Annotated in this window: 18 protein-coding genes and 2 pseudogenes; 11 read left to right on the forward strand and 9 right to left on the reverse strand. The window is 66.8% G+C overall.

The genetic code is table 11. The features are described 5' to 3' along the window. Positions 1 to 6 precede the first annotated feature (6 nt). The gene (gene mce / locus ACLLJJ_RS28875; protein WP_434596732.1) at positions 7 to 447 is read right to left on the reverse strand and encodes a methylmalonyl-CoA epimerase; all 441 of its coding nucleotides are present in this window, start codon (positions 445 to 447) and stop codon (positions 7 to 9) included. A 138-nt stretch (positions 448 to 585) separates the two neighbouring features. Between mce and ACLLJJ_RS28880 the strand changes: the two genes are divergently transcribed. Together ACLLJJ_RS28880 and meaB are read left to right on the forward strand one after the other, a co-directional pair. Further along, positions 586 to 1,788: an acetyl-CoA C-acetyltransferase gene (locus ACLLJJ_RS28880; protein ID WP_434596734.1), complete on the forward strand. Its 1,203-nt coding sequence runs from the start codon at positions 586 to 588 to the stop codon at positions 1,786 to 1,788. A 76-nt stretch (positions 1,789 to 1,864) separates the two neighbouring features. Beyond that, the gene (gene meaB / locus ACLLJJ_RS28885) at positions 1,865 to 2,821 is read left to right on the forward strand and encodes a methylmalonyl Co-A mutase-associated GTPase MeaB (protein ID WP_434596736.1); all 957 of its coding nucleotides are present in this window, start codon (positions 1,865 to 1,867) and stop codon (positions 2,819 to 2,821) included. Positions 2,822 to 3,248: 427 nt separating this feature from the next. Here meaB and ACLLJJ_RS28890 read toward each other — a convergent pair whose 3' ends face one another. After that, positions 3,249 to 3,851, reverse strand: coding sequence for a PepSY domain-containing protein (locus ACLLJJ_RS28890; protein ID WP_434596738.1), 603 nt, complete (start codon positions 3,849 to 3,851; stop codon positions 3,249 to 3,251). A gap of 116 nt (positions 3,852 to 3,967) precedes the next feature. On the opposite strand from ACLLJJ_RS28890, the gene ACLLJJ_RS28895 reads away from it, so the two are divergent. Both ACLLJJ_RS28895 and ACLLJJ_RS28900 read left to right on the forward strand, forming a co-directional pair. After that, positions 3,968 to 4,627 (forward strand): response regulator transcription factor, encoded by a 660-nt coding sequence (locus tag ACLLJJ_RS28895; protein ID WP_434596740.1) that lies wholly within the window; start codon positions 3,968 to 3,970, stop codon positions 4,625 to 4,627. After that, positions 4,624 to 6,024 (forward strand): ATP-binding protein, encoded by a 1,401-nt coding sequence (locus ACLLJJ_RS28900; RefSeq protein ID WP_434596743.1) that lies wholly within the window; start codon positions 4,624 to 4,626, stop codon positions 6,022 to 6,024. Before ACLLJJ_RS28895 ends, ACLLJJ_RS28900 begins: the two co-directional genes overlap by 4 nt. Here the strand turns inward: ACLLJJ_RS28900 and ACLLJJ_RS28905 are convergent. The 4 genes from ACLLJJ_RS28905 to ACLLJJ_RS28920 all read right to left on the reverse strand — a co-directional run bounded on the left by ACLLJJ_RS28905 (position 6,021) and on the right by ACLLJJ_RS28920 (position 8,681). Continuing rightward, positions 6,021 to 6,497 carry a MarR family winged helix-turn-helix transcriptional regulator gene (locus ACLLJJ_RS28905; protein ID WP_434596745.1) on the reverse strand — a complete coding sequence of 159 codons (477 nt, stop codon included), beginning with the start codon at positions 6,495 to 6,497 and terminating at the stop codon, positions 6,021 to 6,023. The genes ACLLJJ_RS28900 and ACLLJJ_RS28905 overlap by 4 nt on opposite strands. Positions 6,498 to 6,605: 108 nt before the next feature. Then, positions 6,606 to 7,385, reverse strand: coding sequence for an AIM24 family protein (locus ACLLJJ_RS28910; RefSeq protein WP_434600550.1), 780 nt, complete (start codon positions 7,383 to 7,385; stop codon positions 6,606 to 6,608). Between the two features lie 5 nt (positions 7,386 to 7,390). Beyond that, complete coding sequence (locus ACLLJJ_RS28915; protein ID WP_283517449.1) at positions 7,391 to 8,041, reverse strand: AIM24 family protein; 651 nt, start codon at positions 8,039 to 8,041, stop codon at positions 7,391 to 7,393. A 1-nt stretch (position 8,042) separates the two neighbouring features. Beyond that, entirely contained in the window at positions 8,043 to 8,681 is a 639-nt protein-coding gene (locus ACLLJJ_RS28920; protein ID WP_434596747.1) for an AIM24 family protein, read from the reverse strand. A gap of 169 nt (positions 8,682 to 8,850) precedes the next feature. Between ACLLJJ_RS28920 and ACLLJJ_RS28925 the strand changes: the two genes are divergently transcribed. Then, positions 8,851 to 9,198 carry a DUF3817 domain-containing protein gene (locus ACLLJJ_RS28925; RefSeq protein ID WP_434596749.1) on the forward strand — a complete coding sequence of 116 codons (348 nt, stop codon included), beginning with the start codon at positions 8,851 to 8,853 and terminating at the stop codon, positions 9,196 to 9,198. Next, positions 9,195 to 9,332 (forward strand): annotated as a pseudogene (locus ACLLJJ_RS28930) (thiamine-binding protein); the annotation flags it as partial. The gene ACLLJJ_RS28925 and the pseudogene ACLLJJ_RS28930, both read left to right, overlap by 4 nt. A 703-nt stretch (positions 9,333 to 10,035) precedes the next feature. On the opposite strand, the gene ACLLJJ_RS28935 reads toward ACLLJJ_RS28930, so the two are convergent. After that, complete coding sequence (locus tag ACLLJJ_RS28935) at positions 10,036 to 10,848, reverse strand: hypothetical protein (RefSeq protein WP_434600700.1); 813 nt, start codon at positions 10,846 to 10,848, stop codon at positions 10,036 to 10,038. A 231-nt stretch (positions 10,849 to 11,079) separates the two neighbouring features. After that, positions 11,080 to 11,280, reverse strand: a pseudogene (locus tag ACLLJJ_RS28940) (helix-turn-helix domain-containing protein); the annotation flags it as partial. 440 nt (positions 11,281 to 11,720) lie between these two features. Between ACLLJJ_RS28940 and ACLLJJ_RS28945 the strand changes: the two are divergent. Beyond that, the gene (locus ACLLJJ_RS28945) at positions 11,721 to 13,187 is read left to right on the forward strand and encodes a DUF6531 domain-containing protein (RefSeq protein ID WP_434596751.1); all 1,467 of its coding nucleotides are present in this window, start codon (positions 11,721 to 11,723) and stop codon (positions 13,185 to 13,187) included. On the opposite strand, the gene ACLLJJ_RS28950 is transcribed toward ACLLJJ_RS28945, so the two are convergent. Continuing rightward, positions 13,137 to 14,426, reverse strand: coding sequence for an ISL3 family transposase (locus tag ACLLJJ_RS28950; protein ID WP_434596753.1), 1,290 nt, complete (start codon positions 14,424 to 14,426; stop codon positions 13,137 to 13,139). The genes ACLLJJ_RS28945 and ACLLJJ_RS28950 overlap by 51 nt on opposite strands. A gap of 253 nt (positions 14,427 to 14,679) precedes the next feature. Between ACLLJJ_RS28950 and ACLLJJ_RS28955 the strand changes: the two genes are divergently transcribed. The 4 genes from ACLLJJ_RS28955 to ACLLJJ_RS28970 all read left to right on the forward strand — a co-directional run bounded on the left by ACLLJJ_RS28955 (position 14,680) and on the right by ACLLJJ_RS28970 (position 22,288). After that, a complete protein-coding gene (locus ACLLJJ_RS28955) occupies positions 14,680 to 17,775 on the forward strand; it encodes an RHS repeat-associated core domain-containing protein (protein ID WP_434596755.1) in 3,096 nt (1,031 codons plus the stop codon). 5 nt (positions 17,776 to 17,780) lie between these two features. Then, on the forward strand, positions 17,781 to 18,191 hold the full coding sequence (locus ACLLJJ_RS28960) for a hypothetical protein (protein ID WP_434596757.1): 411 nt from the start codon (positions 17,781 to 17,783) through the stop codon (positions 18,189 to 18,191). Between the two features lie 358 nt (positions 18,192 to 18,549). Then, a complete protein-coding gene (locus tag ACLLJJ_RS28965) occupies positions 18,550 to 20,328 on the forward strand; it encodes a glycosyltransferase family 2 protein (RefSeq protein ID WP_434596759.1) in 1,779 nt (592 codons plus the stop codon). A gap of 4 nt (positions 20,329 to 20,332) precedes the next feature. Next, positions 20,333 to 22,288 carry a galactose oxidase-like domain-containing protein gene (locus ACLLJJ_RS28970; protein ID WP_434596760.1) on the forward strand — a complete coding sequence of 652 codons (1,956 nt, stop codon included), beginning with the start codon at positions 20,333 to 20,335 and terminating at the stop codon, positions 22,286 to 22,288. Positions 22,289 to 22,291: the final 3 nt, after the last annotated feature.

A 22,291-nucleotide genomic window follows, 5' to 3' on the forward strand; every position in this document is an offset into this window, starting at 1 on the left:
CCGGGGTCAGTGCTCCGTGGTGACTGGAGGGGCAGATGTGACCAGTTCGGTCAGTACGCCGTGGCAGTCCTTGGGGTGCAGGAACGTGATGCGCGACCCCATGGAGCCGATCCGGGGCTCGTCGTACAGCACCCGCACGCCCTTGTCCCGTGCCGCCTGGGCGTCACCGTCGACGTCCTCGGTGCCGAAGGCGATGTGGTGCACGCCCTCACCGTTCTTGGCCAGCCACTTTCCCACCGCGGAGTCCTCCCGAGTGGGTTCGAGGAGCTGCAGGTACGAGGCGCCGCCGTCCGAGGTCTCGTTGATCTTGAGCATGGCCTCCCGGACCCCCTGCTCCTCGTTGACCTCGGTGTGGAACACCTCGAAGCCATAAGTGGCCCGGTAGAACTCGACGGTCTTGTCGAGGTCGAAACAGGCGATCCCGATGTGATCGATTCGCGTCAGCATGGGTCCAGTGCAGCGCCTCGGAGGGTGGTTACGCAACGTGCGCGCGATCACACTCGCTGCCCGGTGACCCGGCCCGTACCGCTCAGTACATTGAGGTAAACCCTCGTTCACTCCTCACCATCCAAGGGGCCGTGCCTCATGCCTGGAACGAACCGCACCACCTCCGTCATCGTTGCCGGTGCCCGTACGCCCATGGGCCGCCTGCTCGGCTCCCTCAAAACCTTCTCCGGCGCGGATCTCGGCGGGTTCGCCATCAAGGCGGCGCTCGACCGGGCCGGGATCGGCGGCGACCAGGTCCAGTACGTGATCATGGGCCAGGTGCTGACCGCGGGCGCCGGGCAGATCCCCGCCCGCCAGGCCGCCGCCAAGGCCGGCATTCCCATGAACGTCCCGGCGCTGACCGTCAACAAGGTCTGTCTCTCCGGTCTCGACGCGATCGCGCTGGCCGACCAGCTGATCCGCGCCGGTGAGTTCGACGTGGTCGTCGCGGGTGGCCAGGAGTCCATGACCAACGCGCCCCACCTGCTGCCCAAGTCCCGCGAGGGCTTCAAGTACGGCGCGATCGAGATGCTCGACTCCATGGCCTACGACGGCCTGACCGACTCCTTCGACGGCGTCGCCATGGGCGAGTCCACGGAGAAGCACAACACCCGGCTCGGGATCGCCCGCGGGCCGCAGGACGAGTTCGCCGCGCTCTCGCACCAGCGGGCCGCCGCCGCTCAGAAGAACGGGCTCTTCGAGGCCGAGATCACCCCGATCGAGATTCCGCAGCGCAAGGGCGACCCCGTGCTGTTCTCCAAGGACGAGGGCATCCGGCCCGACACGACTGCCGAGTCGCTCGGGAAGCTGCGGCCCGCCTTCGCCAAGGACGGCACCATCACGGCCGGGACCGCCTCGCAGATCTCCGACGGCGCCGCGGCCGTCGTCGTCATGAGCAAGGCCAAGGCCCAGGAGCTCGGGCTGGAGTGGATCGCGGAGATCGGCGCCCACGGCAACGTGGCCGGGCCGGACAGCTCGCTCCAGTCGCAGCCCTCCAACGCGATCGCGCACGCACTGGGCAAGGAGGGGCTCGGCGTTGAGGATCTTGATCTGATCGAGATCAACGAGGCGTTCGCGGCGGTCGCCGTGCAGTCAATGAAGGACCTCGGGGTATCCCAGGAAAAGGTGAACGTCAACGGCGGCGCGATCGCTCTTGGCCACCCGATCGGCATGTCCGGCGCGCGTGTGGTGCTGCATCTGGCGCTTGAGCTCAAGCGGCGCGGTGGCGGCGTGGGCGCAGCGGCGCTGTGCGGCGGCGGTGGCCAGGGCGACGCGCTGATCCTCCGGGTTTCGGGGAAGTAAGCCCTCGGCCGTTGGCCGGTCGCGGTTCGTTGTGCGGGCGTGTGTGCGGTGCGCGCCCTGAGAGAGCGGAGTGGTGATGCAGGACGTCCCCGAGCTGGTGGCTCAGGCGCGAGAGGGCCGGCCGCGTGCGGTCGCCCGGCTGATCTCGCTGGTCGAGGGGGCGTCTCCGCAGCTCCGTGAGGTGATGGCCGCGCTGGCCCCGCTCTCCGGCCATGCGTACGTCGTCGGGCTCACCGGGTCGCCCGGAGTCGGCAAGTCGACGTCCACTTCGGCGCTGGTGTCGGCGTACCGGCGGGCCGGGAAGCGGGTCGGGGTGCTCGCCGTCGACCCGTCCTCGCCGTTCAGCGGGGGTGCGCTGCTCGGGGACCGGGTGCGGATGTCGGAGCACTCGTCGGATCCCGGTGTCTATATCCGCTCGATGGCGACCCGGGGGCACCTGGGCGGGCTCTCCTGGGCGGCACCCCAGGCCATTCGGGTGCTCGACGCGGCCGGGTGCGACGTGGTGATCGTGGAGACGGTGGGGGTCGGGCAGTCGGAGGTGGAGATCGCCTCCCAGGCCGATACGTCCGTTGTGCTGCTCGCGCCGGGGATGGGGGACGGGATTCAGGCCGCGAAGGCCGGGATTCTGGAGATCGGCGATGTGTACGTGGTCAACAAGGCCGACCGGGACGGGGCGGACGCGACGGCCCGGGAGCTCAATCACATGCTGGGGCTCGGGGAGTCCCGGGGGCCCGGGGACTGGCGGCCACCGATCGTGAAGACGGTGGCGGCCCGGGGCGAAGGCATCGACGAGGTCGTCGAGGCGCTGGAGAAGCACCGGGCCTGGATGGAGGAGCGGGGCGTCCTGGGGGAGCGGCGGGCTCGGCGGGCCGCCTACGAGGTCGAGAACATCGCGGTCACCGCGCTGCGCGAGCGGATCGCGGATCTGCGGGGCGATCGGCGGCTCGGGGCGCTCGCTTCGCGGATCGTGGCGGGGGAGCTTGATCCTTACGCCGCCGCGGACGAGTTGGTCGCGGGGCTTACCGAGGGGTGATGGCTGGCGGGGTGGTGTGCGGGTCCGTGCGGATCTGTGCGGACCCGTGTGGGTGCGGTGCGTGGGTGCTGGTGCTGGTGCCGGTGGTGCGTGTGGGTGCGGCGCGGGGGTGCTGGTGCCGGTGGGTGCGTGCGGGGGCGTGACGTTCCGGGGGCGGCGTTCGGGACTGCATGATTTAGGCGCACTGCGGGGTGCCTGGGGCCCTGACCGGGGTGAGGCCCACAAATCACGCTTTACGTCCCGAACACCACCCCCTCCACGTCCCGCCCCCTCGCGTGGTGTGTGTGGCCAGGGGCGGGGCGGGGGCAGGATGGCGTTCGGGACGCGCGTGGTGTGTGGCTAAGGGCGGGGCGTGGCTGACGTGGTGTTCGGGGCGCGCGTGGTGTGCGGCTAGGGGCGGGGCGTGTTCGGGACGCGCGGGTGGGGCTCAGTCGTCGGATGCGTCGTCCGCGTCGTCGTCCGTGTCGGGCTGGTCATGGGTGACCTTGGCCGTCTTCGCGTCCACGTTCAGCTCGTGCCACTTGCCGTCCTTGCCCTTGATCTCGGCTTCCCAGGACAGCTTTCCGTCGTCGTCCAGGTCGATCGACTCGAGGGTGCCGGGGCGGGCCTTCAGCGCTGCCGCGGCGGCCTCGTTCACGTTGATCGCCGAGCTCTTCGGGGCGAGGTCGTCGTCATCGGCGTCGGTGTCCGTGCGGGTGACCTTGGACGTCTTCGCGTTCACGTCCACCTCGTGCCACTTGCCGTCCTTGCCGTAGACGTCCATCTCCCAGGTCGGGGTGGTGGCGGCGGCCTTGGACTCGTCGTCGCCATGGCTGTGCCGGTCGAGTTCGGCGCTCGTGATCGTGCCCGGCGTCTTTTCGAGGGTTGCCGTCGTTGCCTTTTCGAGCGTTGTCGTCGTTTCCGCCTTTGCCTTGGCGGGGGCGGTCCGGGCCGTGGCGGCGGTGGTGTCCGCTCCTGCGAACGCGGTGGCCGTTCCGCCTGCGATCAGCGCGGTGGTGGCTACCGTGGCGATCAGGATGTTGCGCTTCATGGGGTCCTCCCGGAGTCGTTGTCCGTTGCGATGTGGTCCAACGTGCCCGAGTGATGCTGAAGGGGACCTGAAGGCGCCTGAAGGGCTCTTCAGGTTCCCTTTGCGACCCTGTGCACATGCGCTTGTTGATCGTGGAGGACGAAAGGCGCCTCGCGGTGTCCCTGGCCAAGGGGCTCACCGCCGAGGGCTTCGCCGTTGATGTGGTGCACGACGGCCTCGAAGGGCTGCACCGGGCCGGGGAAGGCGCGTACGACCTGGTCCTGCTCGACATCATGCTGCCCGGCATGAACGGGTACCGGGTCTGCGGCGCCCTGCGTGCCGCCGGGAACGACGTGCCGATCCTGATGCTGACCGCCAAGGACGGCGAGTACGACGAGGCGGAAGGGCTCGACACCGGTGCCGATGACTACCTGACCAAGCCGTTCTCGTACGTGGTGCTCGTGGCCCGGGTCAAGGCGTTGCTGCGGCGGCGTGGCGGCGGCGCCTCACCGGTGCTGAGCGTGGGGGATCTGCGGATGGACACCGCTGCCCGGCGGGTGCACCTGGGCGAGGACGAGGTCGTGCTCACCGTCAAGGAGTTCTCCGTACTGGAGCAGCTCGCCGTGCGGGCCGGCGAGGTCGTGAGCAAGGCCGAGATTCTGGAGCACGTCTGGGACTTCGCGTACGACGGCGATCCGAACATCATCGAGGTCTACGTGAGCGCCCTGCGCCGGAAGCTCGGTGCCGAGCGGATCCAGACGGTGCGCGGCGCCGGGTATCGGCTGGTGGCGGGATGAGGCGGCTCTTCGGGTCCGTACGGGCTCGGGCGGCGATCGGGGCGACGCTGGTCGTCGCGGTGGCCATGGTGGCCGCGGGGCTTGCCCTGCTGTGGGTGCTGCGGGTCAATCTGACCGAGCAGACCGATCTCCAGGCCGAGGTCGGGGCGCAGGACGTGGCCTCGCAGGTGGCGCTGGGGAAGGCGTTCAAGGACCTGGATCTGCCCGACGACCGGGTCGTTCAGGTCGTGAGCGAGGGCGGGCGGGTTCTCGCGGTGAGTGAGGATCTGGAGAGCGTGGAAGGCGCCGGGAGTGCGCAGGTGCGGGTCGGGGGCGCGGAGCCGGCCGCGGACGAGGACGGTGAGGACGACCCCGGTCGCGGTGAAGTCTCCGACGACGAGCCGAAGTTGTCGGGCGGGAGCGCGGTGGTGGACGGGGAGCAGGCCGACTACCGGTTCGCCGCCGTCGACGCGACCACGCCTCAGGGGCAGACCGTGACGGCGTACGCGGGCGCTCCGCTCTCCGCCGAGCAGGGCGCCGTGGGTTCCGTGACCGACGCCATGCTGATCGGGCTGCCCGCGATGCTGGCCGTCGTCGGCGGTGTCACCTGGCTGGTGACCCGGCGCGCGCTGCGGCCCGTGGAGGGCATCCGCAAGGAGATGGCCGCGATCACGGCCTCGGAGGATCTGTCCCGGCGGGTTCCGGAGCCGGACGCGCACGACGAGGTGGCGCGGCTGGCCCGTACCACCAATGAGACCCTCGGGGCGCTCGAAGTGTCCGTGGAGCGGCAGCGCAGGTTCGTCGCGGATGCCTCGCACGAGCTGCGCAGCCCGATCGCCTCCCTGCGGACGCAGCTGGAAGTGGGCGCCGCACACCCGGAGTTGCTGGATGTGGAGGGCGCCGTGAGGGACACCGTGCGGCTCCAGGCGGTGGCCGCCGATCTGCTGCTGCTCGCCCGGCTGGATGCGGGGGAGCGGCCAGGGCAGGCGCATGTCGACGTGGGCCTGCTGGTGCGCGAGGAGGTTTCCCAGCGCTCCGACCGGCTGCCGGTGATGGTGAAGGTGACCGACGGCTTGGAAGTGGCCGGTTCGCGCGGGCAGTTGGCGCGGGTGCTCGGGAATCTCCTGGACAACGCGCAGCGGCACGCCGGTGGTTCGGTCGAGGTGTGGGTGCACGGCGACCGCGGGGATGTGCTGCTGATGGTCGCCGACGACGGTGCGGGGGTTCCGGAGGCGGAGCGGGAGCGGGTCTTCGAGCGGTTCGTACGGCTCGACGACGCCCGCAGTCGTGACGACGGGGGCGCGGGACTCGGTCTCGCGATCGCCCGCGATGTCGCGCTCAGGCACGGCGGCACTCTGACGGTGGGTGAAGGAGAGCGCGGCGGTGCTCTCTTCACGCTGCGACTGCCGGCGGCCTAGAGCTTGCCGCGGCTGCCGCGCAGGTGCTCCACGACGGGGGTGAGCGAGGTGCTGAGCTTGGCGAGGGCCTCGGGGGGGAGGAGGCCGATGAAGTGCTTGCGCACGGACTCCACGTGGTGCGGAGCGACCTGCTTCATGGTGTCGCCGCCCTGGTCGGTGAGCACGGCGTACAGCCCGCGCCGGTCGGACTCGCAGTTCTCCCTGCGGACCATTCCGGCGTTCTCCATGCGGGTGATCTGGTGCGAGAGCCGGCTCTTGGACTGCAGGGTGGCGGCGGCGAGGTCGCTCATCCGCATCCGTCGGTCGTCGGACTCGGAGAGGTTGACCAGGATCTCGTAGTCGTTCATGGTCAGCCCGTAGGGCTGCAGGTCCTTCTCGAGCTGGTATGCCAGCAGCCTGCTGGCATCCAGATAGGTGCGCCAGGCGCACTGTTCGGTATCGGTCAGCCAGGGGGCGGCCGTCTCGGTCTCCATGTATGGATTCTACCTAAGAAGTTGAATTCTGGACTAAGCTGGAGGGTGTGACACTGGGCACCCGAAAGGGCGTGCAGACGTTCGACGTCACACTCTGCAGACTACCGCTCACAGGCCGAAGCGACGCTGGAGGTCCCCCAGCTGACCGGGAAGACGCTGTGAGCCGCCCGGTTGCCCCTGGCCGGAGCCGTGCCCTCCGGGCACCCCCGCCTGGTCCGGAACCCCGCCGACCGCATGCTCAGCCATGAGCAGCTCCGTCGACTGGAGCAGCACCGTTCCCGCGCCCACGAACTCGAACTGGTGCTCCTCGCCCGACGTACCGCCCAGGCCGGTAAGTGTCCGGATCCCGCCCATGACGCCCGTCATGTAGCCGTGGTCGTAGTGGTGGCAGGGCGACGGACAGTCCGCCCAGCCCACGAGGGCCTGCGGGTCCACCCGGATCGGCGGCTCCATGAAGACGACCGGGCCGTTGGAGGCCGCCACGAACTTGCCGGTGCCGATCAGGGTGAGGAAGCCGGGCACGATCGACTGCTTGAGGGCGAGCGTCGGCTCGTACGCCAGGAGATTGCCCGAGCGGATCGTGAGGTTGCCGCTGTCGAGGTCGAAGGAATTGACGTCGAAGGCGCGGTCCGCGAGCAGCATCTTGCCCTGGCCCTCCGCCACCACCCAGTCGCTCGCGTGCAGCGGCGAGTGGAAGCTGGTCCGCAGCAGGCGGTCGAAGCGGCCGTGGCCGATGCCGTTGAACTCGATCCGCCCGTAGTAGGCGATCATCTTCCCCTTCTGCAGGAACCACTGGCTCCCCTTGAGCTCCACGCAGAAGGTGTACGGGGTGACGTTGTCGTCGGAGGGCAGGGTCTGCGGGTCGAAGACGACAGGGCCCGCGGGCATGGTGGTCACAGCTTTTCCTCCGAGGCCTGTACGTACACCGCGCCGTTGCCGGACAGCTCCAGCTGGAAGGCCTCGCCCGAGCCGCGGCCCACCATGTCGCGCCAGCCGAGTGCGGTGGAGAGCTTGTTGCGTACGTCGCCGTGGTGCGCGACGTACGCCTGCGGGTCGACGTGGACCGGGCGCTGGGGAGTGATCGGCAGCTCGATCACCCCGCCGTGCGCCATCACGGCGACCGCGCCGTGCCCCTTGAGCGTCGTGGTGAACAGGCCCTGGCCGGACACCTGGCCGCGCACCATCCCCATGACCCCGCCCTGCGAGCCCATGAACATCGTGCCCTGGGTGAGGGCGCCGTCGAAGGCCAGCAGGCGGTCCGCCTCGACATAGAGGGTGTCGCCCGCCAGGTTGATCACCTGGATGTGATGACCGCCGTGGCCGAACAGCACGGTGCCCGAGCCCTCGACCGTCATGAGCGGGGTCGCCTCGTTGGCGACCCGGCGGCCGATCATGGACATCACGCCGCCCTGGCCGCCGCTGATGTTGGGCGTGAAGGACACCTCGCCCTGGTAGGCGAGCATCGCGCCGCGTTGGCTGAACATTTTCTGGCCGGGCGCGACCTGCGCCTCGACCACCTTGGAGTTGATCTCGCGGAACGGCATGTCAGACGTCGCCCCCGATGGTGTTGCGCTCGCTGGGCTGCACGTAGACGAGCCCCTCGCCCTCGAAGCGGATCTGGAAGGCCTCGCCGGAGCCCTCGCCGATGAAGGTCCGGAAGTTCACCCCGGACTGGAAGTGCTGCTGGAGATTGCCGGTGTGCGCGACATACGCGCCGGGGTCGACCTGGAGCGGGTACTGGGCGGAGACGCGCAGTACGACCGCCGGGCCGGCCGACATGATCGCGGCCTGGCCGGTGCCCTCGACGGTCGTCGTGAACAGGCCGTTGCCGGTCGCGCCGCCGCGCAGCCCGGTGAAACTGGTGCCGGTGCGCAGGCCCGCGTCCGTGCAGAGCAGGTTGCTGGACTCGACGAACAGCTTCTCGCCCCGCAGCGACACGAGGTTGATCTCACTGGCGCGGTCGGCGAAATAACAGGTCCCGTGTCCCTTGGCCTCCATGACGGTCATCTGCTCGCCGGTGAGCCGGCGGGTGACCATGCCCCGCATGCCCTCACCACCGCCGGACATCTTTTTGAACGCCACCTGGCCGTCGTACGCGACCATCGAGCCGTTCTTCGCCTTGACGGCATCGCCTGTCATGTCGACGGCGAGCACCTTGCTGCCTTGCAGTCGGAACTGAGCCACAAGGGTGACGTTATCCGTCCTTAGCGCCCGGGCACAGTGGTCCACGGCACGATCCGCCCTTCGAGTGGACCCTGGGGGGATCCGGCGAAAGGGGGCTGCCACAATGGGGCGAGCTTGTGCGTACATTCACAAGATCGACCGTTCCCGCGACGACGAAGGTTGCCTCTCCGTGGACATCAAGACCGCCTCCGCACTCCGCCGCCTCCGCCTGGTGTCCGCCCCCGAGGCGGTGTCCTTCCTGCTGCTGCTCCTGTGCTCGGTGCTCAAGCGCACCACGGAGTTCAACGCGGTTCCGGTGATGGGCGCGGTGCACGGTCTGCTCTTCGTCCTGTACGTCCTCTTCTGGGCGGGCTCCTGGAGGCGAGCCAAGTGGTCGCTGGGGACCTCGGCCTTCTACCTCCTGATGTCGGTCCTGCCCACCGGCGGGTTCTTCGCCGACCGCAGGCTGAAGCGGGAGTCCGAGGACGCGCTCATCGCCGGGCACGCGCGCAAGGAGGGCACGGTGACCACCGCATGATCGTCGCCTTCTCCGTCTCGCCGCTGGGCGTGGGCGAGGACGTCGGGGAGTACGTCGCCGACGCCGTCCGCGTGGTTCGCGAATCCGGCCTGCCCAACCGCACCGACGCGATGTTCACCTCGATCGAGGGCGAAAGAGTACAGCTCTGAGGTCATAGAACGGCCAGCACTCGGGGGAAGTGCGAACCGGGGACCCGTGGTCCCGTCCCTGCCGCATCACGCCGCCGCGAACACGGGAGGGACGGGGGCTATGGGCGTGCGTCGAAGATCAGGTAACCGATCAGGGCGTAGGCAACGAACGTTGCGCCGAACAGGAACAGGCGGAGTCCCCAGCGCTGTAAGTGCTTCACTCCGTCCCGCACCTCGCACACGGGAACGGGCACGGCGGGGGAGTTGCCGCAGGCGGGAGGTAGACCACGCCAGAAGCCACGTCCAGTGCTCCGCCGTACTCCGACCACCAACCGGCCGGAGAGGCCGCGTACGGGCCTGACGGGTCGCCCATGAGGCTGACTAGCTCGGGCTCGGGTAAGTCGCCCACGGGCCGCTTATGGACCCGCACTGGGGCCGTCACCGCTCCACCTTGCGGACGCACGCCGCGTGCCGATACACGACCACTGGCGGGCCGGACTGCCGCTTCAGCGAACCCCGGCGTACCGGCTCAAGAGGCTTGATCAGTTTCATGCATGCGGGGCATCTCTCGCCCGCCGGGGCAAAGGTCCCGTACTCATCCTTGGTCGCGTCAGTGTCGGTAGCGCTCGCCATCGTCGCCGTCCCCTCGCAGTCTGTAGCGGAGGACGCTAAGACGCTGGCGAGTTGGCAATGGGGACAGACTGTCCCCCTACGCGGCCAGTACCCCTACCTCGTCTGCGAGTTGGAGCGCATCGGACTTGAGCGGTCCCCGTGTCTCTTTTGCCAAGTCAGCGATCAAGCCACGTGCTGAAGGGGTGTAGCGGACCGTTTCCGGTGACGCCTTGTACGCCCGCCCCATCCAGTGCAACGCGCCTGCCGGGTCCTTCCGCTGACGTTGTGCACGGGCCAGTTCAACCAGCACTCGTGAACGGCGCTCAACGCTGGGCATCGCGTCCAGATCGATGGATTCGGCACGGTTCAGGGCCAGGCCCGGAGTCCGTAGGTCCACGCCGACGCTGACCCCGTGAAAGTCGGTGTTCGCACGACCGAAGACAGTCCAGGTGTGGACGTATCCAGCGGGCAAGCGCTTCGCTGCCTCGTCTGCCGCATCCCAGTGCCGCCAGGCGTCACCTTCGCGACCATCGCGGGCACACGTCACAGCGGCATGAAGGTGCAGCGCGCCGAACATTCCCCGTAGGTCATCCGGCCCGTCTTCGAGCTGAGGGCGGATCGCTTCGGCTGCCTCGTCCACAACTCGGATGGCTTCCTCGGCGTAGCCAGTTTCTCGGAGTCCATTGCCGAACGCCCACGCTGCTCCGGCGAGGCACAGCGGGTCGTCAGCATCCTGCGCCGCCAACCGGCCACGGTCCGCAATGATCCAATACAGCTCAGCCTCAACCCCGTACGCCGTGGTCTGCTGAGCCAGGTGGTACACGTCTGCAAGCACGGCATACGCACGACGCCTTTCCACCCCCTCAAGCTGACGTGGCATGGCTTGCGCATCCCGGATCAAGTCAGGCAACAGGGCCGCCACTTCTGACCGCTGGAACCGCGAGGAATGCCAGAGCTGCCAGGCAGCCCGTAGGCGGCCCCGGAGTACGTCAATGCCCGACGGTCCATCCGATGGCACCGGAGCCAACAGAGGGCCCCGGACGGCATCCCGGATGCCACTCGCAGCGGGCAGCGTGAGCCGTGCCCCGGCGTCAACAGGTGCCGATTCCCCGCCAGTCAAGACCGCCAGATCCGAGACCTTCAGCGCGGACGCCAGACGGACGAGTAGCCCATGGTCGCGAAGTGGCCGCTTCCCCTTCTCAATGTTCTTCAGCCAGTCCGGGCCCCTGCCGCAGAGCCCGGCAAGGACGGGACGGGACATCCCGCGACGCTCGCGAAGTAGCTGGATACGTTCGCCGGTTGTCAGGTCGGTCGGTAGAGACTCAGACACAAGCACCCCCATGGGATGAGTAGCAGCCACTGTCCAGCGTACGCGCGGGAACTGCCCTGGTCATAGGGATGACTTGGGGCTGCCCGTTGAGGGGTGACCAACCGTCGTTTCAGCGGGTCGAAAACCCGTCCAGGGCCGGAGGTGCTAATACGGTCCGGTCCCCGATCAGGGCGTTAGGAGGGCACTCCCCACCCCTTAACAGTGCCGTTCCAACCTCACTTCGGCGGCATTTCAGCAGGTCAGTGCGGTATGGGGGCGGGAAAAGACATCACACCCAGGGCGTGCGTTCCGAGCTAGGGCCGGGATCGCTGGAAGGCACATCACCCGAACTTTGATCACCGTTACCCCAGTCTCCGATGCCCGTAGTAACTTCGCTCGTGCGTACGGTTGCTGGTGGTTGTGGTGTGACGGGGGTTGTGGGGATGGCGGCGAATCGGCCGGGTGATTGGCATGTGTTGGATCTGGAGTCGGATCCGACGCCGGGTGATCCGCAGCGGGTGAAGGCGTTGTCGCGTGAGTTGCAGGATTTCGCTGATGATGTGTCGGATGCTTTGCGGCTGGTCAAGGGGATGGCCAGCGAGGAGGCCGTCCTGAAGTGGGCGGGGAAGTCGGCCAAGGCCTTCCAGGACGAGTTTGAGGATGTTCCGAAGCATCTGAGGAAGCTGGAGAAGTCCTACGGGATGGCCGGGGATGCTTTGGCGGCGTTCTGGCCGAAGTTGGAGCGGGCGCAGGCGTTGGCGGACAAGGCTCTGGTGAACGGGCGTGAGGCGCAGGCCGATTTGAAGTCGGCGACCGCCCGTGTGACGGATGCCGATTCGTGGGTGGGGCGGGCCACGAAGGAGTCCGACGACTTCCAGAAGGACAAGGAGAAGAAGGACGCGCCGGCGCCGGATGAGGACAAGGTACGGGCGGCGACGCGTAACGCGCAGTCGGCGAAGTCCGCGCAGGGGTCGGCGAAGTCGGATGTGTCGTCGGCGAACAGTGCGCTGGACGCGGCGAAGAAGATGGCCGCCGACGCACGCAAGATGCGTGAGGACGCGGCGCGGGAGGCGAAGGACAAGCTCGACGAGGCGTCGGACGCCGGTATTAAGAACCGGAAGTGGTGGGAGGAGGTCGGGGACTGGGTCACCGACAACTGGGACACCATCGTCGCGGTCTGCAAGGTCGTCGTCGCCGTGCTGGGCATCGTCGCGATGATCATCGGAGGTCCCATTGCGCTGATCGTCCTGGCCGCCGCCCTGATCGTCCTCGCCGACACCCTCAACAAATACGCCAAGGGTGAGGCGTCGTTGTGGGATGTGGCGTTCGCCGCGCTGGACTGCATCCCGGGGATGAAGGGCCTGACCACCCTCGGCGGGCTCGCCAAGGGTCTCAAGGGCGGCCTCGCGGTCGCCCGCGGCGGCATGAAGGCCATGGGCAAGTCCGTACTCGGGTTGGCGAAGTCGGCGCGCGGGTCCATCGCCGACGGCGCGAAAGGCACGTACAACCGGCTCAGGACCAAGGTCAGGGGCTGCGGAGATCCGGTCGATGTCGCTACCGGGCACATGTTCATGGAAATGACTGACATTGCTTTGCCCGGCACCCTGCCGTTCGCGTTCACCCGCAGAGGATCCTCGGGATGTCGCACAGGGCGCTGGTTTGGTCCCTCCTGGTCCTCCACCATCGACCAGCGCCTGGAGATTGATGAGGAGGGAATCATATTTGTTACTGAGGACGGCATGCTGCTTGAGTATCCCCACCCGAGCTTGGTGGGCGAGCCGGTATTGCCCGAGTCAGGACCGTGCTGGCCCTTGGCTCGCATGGAGCACGAAGGTTATTGCATCACCGACCCGATCACTGGGCACAGCCGGTATTTCGGGTCTTCGAATTTAGTGGGGGTGCTGCTCCCGTCGGGCTCGCCGGGTTGTAGCGCAACGTGAGCGCAGGCGTTGGTTGGCGCGGTTGCGGAAGCCGAAGGCGTTGCGGGCTTCGAGCTTGATGAGGCGGTTGTTGCCTTCGCTGGCGGCGTTGGTGATCCCGGTCGTGATGTACGCCTCGATGCCGTCCCACCAGGTGTCGATGGTCTCGGCGAGGGTGACCAGTTCGGGGAGGTGGGCGTGGTCGGCGATGTGGGTGTTGAAGCGGTGGCGGGCGGCGGAGATCGCGGAGCGGTCAGGGTGGGTGTGGGTGTGCTTGAAGGCCAGGCGGAGCAGGTCGCGCAGAAGTTCCTTGGCCTGCCAGCCGGCGTATATCTGCCGCCCGTAGGTGCCCATCTGGTCCAACTCGGTGTTCAGAATGGTGAGTTGGTCGGGGTTGAGGTCTTCCTTGTTACGGCGCAACAGCTTGCGGACGGTGTAGATGCCATCGCCCTTGCGGGCCCGGCGGCCGTGCTGTTTCCAGGTGAGGCGACGGCGCAGGTCGGCGAGGTGGCGTTGGGCGAGCTGGACGATGTGGAAGCAGTCGACGACCACGACCGCATCGGGCAGTGCGGTGCGCACGGCGGCCCGGAAGGTCGCGCACAGGTCGATGGCGACGTACTTGACGTGCTGTTTCCAGTGTTCGGGCTGGAGGGTGAGCCAGGCGGCGACGCAGGCGGCGTTGCGTCCCTCGACCTGGCCGAACAGGCCGCGTCCGCCGATGGCGTCGACGAAGCCGATGTGCCAGGCATCCGCGAGGAGTTCCCACTTGCCGGTGTCCGGGTTCTGCTTCCAGACCGGCTTGCCGCGCCGGGTCTCATCGATCCCGACCGCCTCGGTGGCCTCGGGCTCGGCAGGCAGGGCGGTGGCGGCGAAGGAGATGAAGCAGCGGTGGACGACCGGCCAGGAGAGCCCCAGATCGCGGCCGGTCTGGACAATGGTGCGGCCGCCGTCGACCACCGCCGCCCCAGCCGCCCGGCGCAACGTGATCGTCGTCCGCATTCCGGCAGTAACCTGCGGTATCTGCTCGGTGAACGAGCCGCGCTCGCACCGGGTTTCGGCGCAGTACCAGCGGGCCTTGCGCCAGTGGACGGCCACGGGCCGGCCCCCGCAGGGCAGGTGCCTGGGCCGGGTGGTGCGGTAGTCCTTGAGCCGGGTGGCGAACACCCCGCAGCCAGGACAGGCCCGCGCGGCCGGGTCGGCGGTCACCACGTGCACCAGGCTGCCGCCCGCCCCGTCGTCCACGACGTTCACCACACTCACCCCCTCTACCCCCAGCAGGCGCGTCGCCGCCGCGTTGATCTCTGTATCGTTGATGGTCGAGCCCGCAGGTTCTTCTTGATCCGTTGTCTAGACACCAACCATGATCACGAAGCCCTGCGGGCTCTTCACATCGGGGGCGCCACACCCGACTAAACGTCACGCTGCGTAGCCATCGCGGCCGTTGGCACTCACCGCACCCCCACCAAGCTCGAAGACCCGGTATTTCGCTCCCCCCTCTTTGGGGTTGGCGCTCTTGGAACGGATATCTGACCGTAACCAGAACACCCTCACATTTGATTACGATGCCCAAGGATCTCCTCTCGCGATCCGTCACTCGGGCGGCTACCACATCACGTTGACTATTGATGACGGTCGTGTTGTCACGCTGGAGCTCGTCGACGGTGGCGAAGGCGGACCGGACGTAACGGTCAAAAAATATGGGTATACGAGTGGCAACCTCACCAGCACCATCAATTCTTCGCAAATTCCTACCCAGTTTTTCTATGACGAGCGGCTCCGGATCACATCCTGGGAGGACACCAATGGCAGCCGATATAACTACACCTACGACGAGCGGGACCGGTGCATCAGCCAGGGCGGCGAGGCTCGACACCTGACTCATGCCTTCGCCTACGACTTGGAAGCCCCCGCGTGGCCCGGCTGCAGAGTCACTGAGGCAACTACGGCCGAGGGTGCTACCTCTCGGTTCGTTGTCGACGAACACTGTCTGATTGTTGCCGAGGTCGATCCGATGGGTGGCGAGGTGCGGACGTCGTACGACGCCAACCAAAACATCACCGCTTTCACGGATCAGCTTGGTCGTATGACGAGGATCAGCCACAACCGCCTGGGACAGCCCATTGCGGTGGTCGGGCCCGATGGTGCCATCATCCGATATGAGTATGGCGCCCTCAATCTCACGAAGATGATCGCGCTTCCGGATGGTACATGCTGGCGATACACGTATGACGACTTCGGCAACTGCACATCTGTCACCGATCCCTCCGGAAACAATTCCCGCAGCACATACAGCTGGACGGGAGTCCCACTCACTGTCACCGACGCGCTGGGGCATCGCACTGTGGTGCGCTGCAACTCTGCGGGCTTGCCTCTGGAGCTCATCGATCACTTGGGATTCAGCACGGTCTGGCAGCGCGATATATTCGGGCGCACCACCGCTCGCACGGATGAGTTGGACTCTACGACTCGCTTTGCGTGGTCGGTGGAAGGGCTCCTCGTCCACCGTGTCCTGGCTGATGGTTCCAGCGAATCTTGGGCGCATGACGGTGAGGGAAATTGCACCAGCCATACAGATCAGTTGCGGCAAGTCTCACGCTACGAATACACACACTTCGATCTGCTCTCCACCAGTACGGCGCCAGGTGGCGCCCGCTATCACTTCTCGTATGACACGTCGCTGCGCCTCGTAGAGGTACTCAACCCTCTTGGTTTGGCTTGGGGGTACCGCTACGATGCGGCCGGTCGATTGATCTCAGAAACTGATTTCGATGGTCGAACCATCACCTATGCTCACGACGCCGCCGGCCGTCTCATCGCTCGTACCAATGCTCTGGGACAATCCATTGTCTACGAGTACGACGTCAGAGGGCAGTTGGTCCGTAAAGATGTGTGCGGGGCAGTCACCGAATTCGAATATGACGTGCTCGGAAATCTTGCCCGCGCCATCAGCGCAGAGAGTTCACTCCTCCTGGAACGAGACCGATCCGGCAACCTTGTCGCTGAAACCGTTGACGAGCGAACCCTCGCCTCTGTGTACGACGAGACAGGCCGTCGCACCAATCGCCTTACTCCGGCCGGTGCAACAAGCAATTGGACCTACGACGAGTCCGGCTTCCTCGCACGGCTCACCGCCTCAGGCCGTGCGATCGATTTTGATCGTGACATCAAGGGGCGGGAGATCACTCGCAGAGTCGGCACCAACCTCACTCTGGACCACGCGTTCGACGAACTCGGCCGGCTCGTCACCCAGTCGGTGGCGACCCGGAACGGGCACACCATCGGACATCGTGCCTACACCTACCGCAGCGATGGTCATCTCACCGGAATCGATGACGCGCTCACCGGTAAGCGCAGCTTTGATGTGGATGTTGCGGGCAGAGTCACCGCCGTCCATGCTGCGAACTGGACCGAGACTTACGCCTATGATGCTGCCGGCAACCAGATTGAATCGGACTGGCCGCGCACGCACCCCGGCCATGAGGCCACCGGAGTGCGCAGTTACTCCGGTACGCGCATTATCAGCGCAGGGCACGTCCGCTATGAATACGATGAGCTCGGCCGTACCACCCTGCGCCAGAAGACGCGGCTTTCCCGCAAACCCGACACGTGGCGTTACGAGTGGGATGCGGAAGACCGTCTCACCTCAGTGATCACTCCGGACGGTACACGCTGGCTCTATACATACGACCCTCTGGGCCGTCGGACATCCAAGCTGCGCTTGGCCCCCGATGATGAAACCGTGGTCGAGCGCGTCGTCTTCACCTGGGACGGTACGACGCTTTGTGAGCAGACCACGACATCGACGTCGCTCCCGAACTCTGTGACACTGACTTGGGATCACCAAGGTTTCGCCCCTATTGCCCAGGCCGAGCGCATATCTGCAGTTGATGAACCCCAGCACGAGGTTGATTCACGATTCTTCGCCATCGTCACCGACCTCATTGGCAAGCCCACTGAACTTCTGGACGAGAACGGCGGCATTGCGTGGCGTGCCCGCGCTACTTTGTGGGGCACCACCGCTTGGGCGACCAACAGCAGTGCGTACACACCACTGCGCTTCCCCGGCCAGTATCATGACCCTGAAACTGGCCTTCACTACAATTACTTCCGCCACTACGATCCCGAGACTGCCCGTTACCTCAGTCCTGACCCGCTCGGCCTGGAGCCCGCGCCGAATCCCGTCGCGTTCGTAGACAATCCGCATGCCTGGGCCGACCCGCTGGGGCTGGCGCCGTGCGGTGGTGCCGTCGCTCCAGCGGGGCATGTGTACAGGGGTGGGATCTATAAGTGGCTCAAGGACCCGAGTACGGGCTACAAGCGCAATATACCCGGGACTGAAATCAATCACATGCCGCCGAATTCGGTGAATGGTGTGCCGACAAACCGTGGCGCGGCTATCCAAATGGACCAGGCGGACCACTATCAGACGGCGAGCTGGGGGCGGAGTCATGAGGCAAGGGATTACAGAGCTCAACAGAAGGCTCTGGTCGATCAGGGGCGTTATCGGGACGCCATTGATATGGACATCGCCGATATTCGTTCCAAGTTCGGCGACAAGTACGACAATGCAATAAAGGAAATGATCTACTTTCTTCCGAAAGGATGGTGATTCGAGTGGCCTATGAAATTCAGTCGGGTCAGGGCGTTGATGTCGCGCGTTTTGGTGAAGGGAGGGAAGAGTTGCGCAGGCGCCTTGGGGAGCATGCGTCGTTTCGGCGTACCCCGGCGTCCAGTCCCGTGGACCACTATGTGGAAAAGGGGTTGCAGCTGAGCTTTGACAAGAATGATGCTCTGGAGTTCATCGAATTGACCCCTCTCGCCGATGTTCGATACGAAGGGATCTCACTTCTGGGGCGTCCTTATGGTGAGGTGCTTGCTGGGTTGAGAGAGCGAGGGCTTCAAGGAGTGGAGGACGGAGAGGGCATCGAATTCCCTGAGCTGGGGTTCGCTCTCTTTGTTTCTGATCCGGACGATCTTGAAGAGGACGTGCAGGGCGTTTCGGTATTTCCTGAGGGGTATTACTGAAAAGTAGAGGTGCGCCCCGGCCTCGCAGGGGCGCTGCGGACGCCACCTCGCTGACGCGTATCGCGCGCCAACAAGAGCTGCTCGGGTTCTGTCGCGGCAGGTATGCGCCGTGGAGAGGGCGGGGCGTCCTCGCCCAGGTGTCGACCGGTACCTCGCCCGGGGAGTTTGCCTACCCGACGGGCCTCGGACCCGTCGCCCAGCGGGCGGTGCGGCACCGGCTCAGGCGCTCCGTCAGGAAGCCTCCGGGGCGCTGACGTCCGGTCACGGGGACGCCCAGTCGGCCGTACTCAAGTCGACACGCCGCGTGATCTCCACTTTTCTGGGCTTATCGATCTCAATCGATCAGCTTGGAGGCACCGTGCGGTCGGAGGGCTACGACTACGACACCCACAGCCGGCTCGCCGGGCCGCTGACGGAACCGGGTACTGCCGCCTATCGGGTGCAGTACCGGAGTCTGCTCTCGCAGGAGCCGCACCGAATACGGGCCGTGCTGCTGATGACCCTGGCGCCCCTGCTCTCGGCGGTCCTGCTGGCCTATCTGGTCTGGCCCACGCACTGGACCGAGCGCGAGGGCGGCGCCCGCTGGCTGGTGCATCTGGACGCCGTGATGCTTGCGTCCATCGGGTTGATCATGTTCTTCATGCTGGTCAACGTGGTGTCGATCGCACACGCCACGATGGTCGCCAGGGACCCGGTACCGGTGACGCCCGAGGAGGGAACCCGGGTCGCGTTCCTCACGACGTACGTCCCGTGCAAGGAACCGATCAGCATGGTGCGGGCCACCCTCGAAGGCGCGGTCGCCCTGCGGCACGACGGGCCGCTGACCATCTGGCTGCTCGACGAGGGCGACGACGAGCGGGCCAGGGCGCTCTGCGCCGAACTGGGCGTACGGCACTTCACCCGCAGCGGTGTACCCGAGTGGAACCGCAAGAAGGGCCCGCACCGGGCGAAGACCAAGCACGGCAACTACAACGCCTGGCTCGCCATGCACGGCGACGACTACGACTTCTTCGCGTCGGTGGACACCGACCATGTGCCCCTGCCGAACTTCCTGGAGCGGATGCTCGGCTACTTCCGCGACCCGGACATCGCCTTTGTCGTCGGACCGCAGGTGTACGGGAACTACACGTCCTGCGTCACCAAGGCGGCCGAGAGCCAGCAGTTCCTCTTCCACGCGCTGATCCAGCGCGCGGGCAACCGCTACGGCGCCCCGATGTTCGTCGGCACCAACAACGTCGTACGCATCAGCGCGCTCAAGCAGGTCGGCGGCCTGTACGACTCGATCACCGAGGACATGGCCACCGGCTTCGAGCTGCATCGCCGGAAGAACCCGAGGACCGGCCGTTTCTGGCGGTCCGTCTACACCCCGGACGTGCTCGCCGTCGGTGAGGGGCCGGCCTCCTGGACGGACTTCTTCACCCAGCAGCTGCGCTGGTCGCGCGGTACCTACGAGACGCTGTTCAAGCAGTACTGGAAGGCGCCGTTCCGGGTGCCGCCCGGCCGGTTGCTCACGTACACGCTGATGCTCGTCTACTACCCGATGACCGCCATCAACTGGCTGCTCGGCATCCTGAGTTGTGTCCTGTTCCTGTGGTTCGGGGCGTCCGGCACCCAGGTCTCCTCCGCGATGTGGCTGATGCTCTACAGCGACGCGGCGGCCCTCCAGATCGGGCTCTACCTCTGGAACCGGCGGCACAATGTCTCGCCGCACGAGCCGGAGGGCTCGGGCGGGCTCGCTGGCATGGCGATGTCCGCGCTCTGCGCGCCGATCTACGCCAAGTCGCTGGGCTCGGCGGTGCTGCGCACCCGGGGCAGGTTCGTCGTCACGCCCAAGGGCGGACAGGCGAGCCCCGACCGGCTGCTGACCTTCCGGATCCACCTCTTCTGGGCAGCGGTGCTGGTCAGCTCCCTGGTGGCGTCCGTCTACCTCGGCCACACCCATGCGGCGATGCGCACCTGGGCCGTACTGGCGCTGGTCATCGCGCTGTCGCCGGTCGCCGTGTGGACCTGGACCACGCGGCGGGAGCGCGGCCGGGTCGAGGCGGTGGCCAGGGCCGCCGCGGCGGCCCTGGGCAGCGACGCCGCGACGGGCGAGGAGCCGGAGCCCGCCTTCGCCACGACCACAGGAGGGAACTGACGTGATGGGCTACCGGCCGACGAAGAAGTTCAAGAAGGTACTGCTCGGCAGTGGCGCGGTCGTGGTCCTCGCGGGACTCAACGCACCGGCCGCCGTCTCCTTCGCCGAGGAGAAGTACCACGCGTACAAGATCAACCAGCCGGGCTACAAGGCCCAGTACGGCGCCTGGGACACCGTGGGCATCCCGGACGAATACCGTACGAACGCGATCCACGCGGCCCTGCTCAACAGCGGCAAGGTGCTGATCATCGCGGGCTCCGGGAACAACGAGAGTAAGTTCGATGAGGGCTCCTTCGACACCGTCCTGTGGGACCCGAAGGACAACTCCTTCAAGCTGGTGCCGACCCCCGAGGACTTCTTCTGCGCCGGGCACTCGCAACTCCCCGACGGGCGCCTCCTGGTGGCCGGCGGCACCGCGCGCTACGAGGTGCTCGACGGGACGGTCACCCGGGCCGGCGGCGGCATGCGGGTCAAGAACGAGAACCCGGACAAGCCCATCACGTTCAAGAAGGGCACCCGCTTCCGCTCGCCGTCCGGCGTCACCTACGTCTCGAAGTTCGCCGTGACGGTGCCCAAGGCCAAGCGTGACTTCAAGATCTCGTACGCCAGGAGCGGGCGCATGCTGCCCTGGAAGACCTCCGTCACGGCGGCCGAGTCACGGGTCTTCGTGGAGGCGGTCAAGGACGGGAAGCAGGCGGTCACCGAGGAGGCCGCACAGTACGAGATCGAGGGGCTGAAGGGCGAGGACGCCGACAACGCGTACGGTCTCGCCGAAAAGATCACCATGGAGAAGCAGGACTTCCAGGGGATCAAGGCGGCGTACGAATTCGACCCCAAGGCCGAGAAGTACATACCCGTGGACCCGATGAAGGAGGCCCGCTGGTATCCGACGCTGGTCACCCTCGCGGACGGCAGGGTGCTCGCCGTCTCCGGCCTCGACGACGTCGGCGCGATCGTCACCGGCGACAACGAGTACTACGACCCGAAGACGAAGAAGTGGTCCAAGGCGCCCTTCCGGTACTTCCCCACCTACCCCGCGCTGTTCCTCACCAAGGGCGGCAAGCTCTTCTACTCCGGGTCGAACGCCGGTTACGGGCCCGCCGAGAAGGGGCGCGAGCCCGGTCTGTGGGACCTGAAGACCAACACCTTCAAGAAGGTCGGCGGGCTCACGGACCCGGACCAGACCGAGACCTCGGCCTCGCTGGTCCTGCCGCCGGCGCAGGATCAGAAGGTGATGATCCTCGGGGGCGGCGGCGTCGGTGAGTCGGAGAAGGCGACCGGCCGCACGGCGATCGTGGACCTCAAGGAGGACAGTCCGGCCTTCAAGACCGGACCCGAACTCCCGCAAGGCACACGGTACTTGAACAGTGTGATCATGCCGGATGATTCGGTCTTCACCAGCGGCGGCTCGGAGGACTACCGGGGGCGCGGCGCCAGCAACATCCTCAGGGCGCAGTTCTACGACCCCAGGACGAACGGGTTCCGGGAGGCGGCCGAGCCGACGGTGGGGCGCAACTACCACTCCGAGGCGCTGCTGCTGCCCGACGGGCGGGTCGTCACCTTCGGCTCCGACTCGCTCTTCGGCGACAGGGACAACACCAAGCTCGGCAAGTTCGAGCAGCGGATGGAGATCTACACACCGCCGTACCTGTTCAGGGACAAGGCGCAGCGCCCGGCGCTGCAGGACGGGCCGCGCACGCCGGACGCGCGGGGCCGGGTGACGTACCGGACGGCGCATCCCGAGCGGATCGAGCGGGCCAGGCTGATGCGGCCGAGTGCGGTCACCCACACCACGGACGTCGAGCAGCGCTCGATCGAGCTCGATGTGACCAAGGGCAAGGGCGAGGTGACGCTCGCGGTGCCGGGGGACAAGTCGCTGGTGCCGCCCGGGTCGTACATGCTCTTCGTCACGGACGCGGAGGGGACGCCGTCCGAGGCGAAGTGGATCCACGTGAAGTAGGCC

The sequence above is a fragment of the Streptomyces sp. A5-4 genome (genome assembly GCF_051131715.1).
Lineage (GTDB): Bacteria > Actinomycetota > Actinomycetes > Streptomycetales > Streptomycetaceae > Streptomyces.